This is a genomic window from Lysinibacillus sp. 10T31, from assembly GCF_056394365.1.
This window is the reverse complement of record NZ_JBFTHS010000191.1, coordinates 1-477: the sequence shown is the minus strand read 5'-3', so window position 1 is coordinate 477 and position 477 is coordinate 1. Positions and strand designations below refer to the sequence as shown.

The following is a 477-nucleotide window of genomic DNA, read 5'->3' as shown; positions in this document are numbered from 1 at the left end:
CCGTCGCTTTGGCTTCTTTCCATCGCTTTGCTGGTTCTATCCACGACTTTGGCTGCTCTATCCATTATTTTGGCTGCTCTATCCACGACTTTGACGATTCTATCCACGATTTTGGCTGTTCTATCCACGACTTTGCCGGTTCTATCCACGATTTTGGCTGTTCTATCCACGACTTTGCCGGTTCTATTCGTCGCTTTGACCATTCTTTCCGTCGCTCAGACTCTTCCTTCCGTCGATCCAGCTCTTCTTTCCGTCACTTTGGCTTCTTTCCATCGCTTTGCTGGTTCCATCCACGACTTCGACTCTTCCTTCCGTCGCATTAGCTTTCCTTTCCGTCGCTCCAGCTCTTCTTTCCGTCGCTTTGGCTTCTTTCCATCGCTTTGCTGGTTCTATCCACGACTTTGGCTGCTCTATCCATTATTTTGGCTGCTCTATCCACGACTTTGACGATTCTATCCACGATTTTGGCTGTTCTAT

2 protein-coding genes are annotated in these 477 nt (G+C 48.2%); both read left to right on the top strand.

The annotated features are described in order from the left end of the window. Positions 1-323: hypothetical protein (locus tag AC1DCY_RS27585; protein WP_477355925.1), on the top strand; the 323-nt coding region annotated here is incomplete at its 5' end. After that, a partial coding sequence (locus AC1DCY_RS27580) for a hypothetical protein (protein WP_477355923.1) occupies positions 278-477 on the top strand: 200 nt, incomplete at its 3' end. The genes AC1DCY_RS27585 and AC1DCY_RS27580, both read left to right, overlap by 46 nt.